The organism is Halomonas marinisediminis (assembly GCF_004347715.1).
Lineage (GTDB): Bacteria > Pseudomonadota > Gammaproteobacteria > Pseudomonadales > Halomonadaceae > Halomonas > Halomonas icarae.
Genome location: NZ_SLTR01000237.1, coordinates 1 through 306 on the forward strand (window position 1 = coordinate 1; position 306 = coordinate 306).

Sequence of the window (306 nt, forward strand, 5' to 3'; positions counted from 1 at the left end):
GAGCCCTTGTAATGGGCGACAAGGGCGAAGCACTCCTCCGCGATGGCGCGCATGGTCTTGACGTCCTTGTCGAGCTTCATGTTCAGCACCGGCCGGACATGGAGGCAGCCGACCGAGGCATGGGCATACCAGGTGCCCTTGGTGCCGTGTTTCTCGAAGATCTCGGTCAGCCCGGCAGTATAAGCGGCGAGATCCGGCAGCTCCACCGCGCAATCCTCGACAAAGGAGACCGGTTTGCCCTCGGATTTCATCGACATCATGATGTTGAGGCCCGATTTGCGCACCTCGCCGATGTCGTTCTGGAGC

General features: G+C 60.8%; 1 protein-coding gene. It reads right to left on the reverse strand.

All coding sequences use genetic code 11. From position 1 onward, the window contains the following. On the reverse strand, positions 1–306 hold a 306-nt coding region (locus E0702_RS16520), incomplete at both ends, for an FAD-binding oxidoreductase (RefSeq protein WP_306766932.1).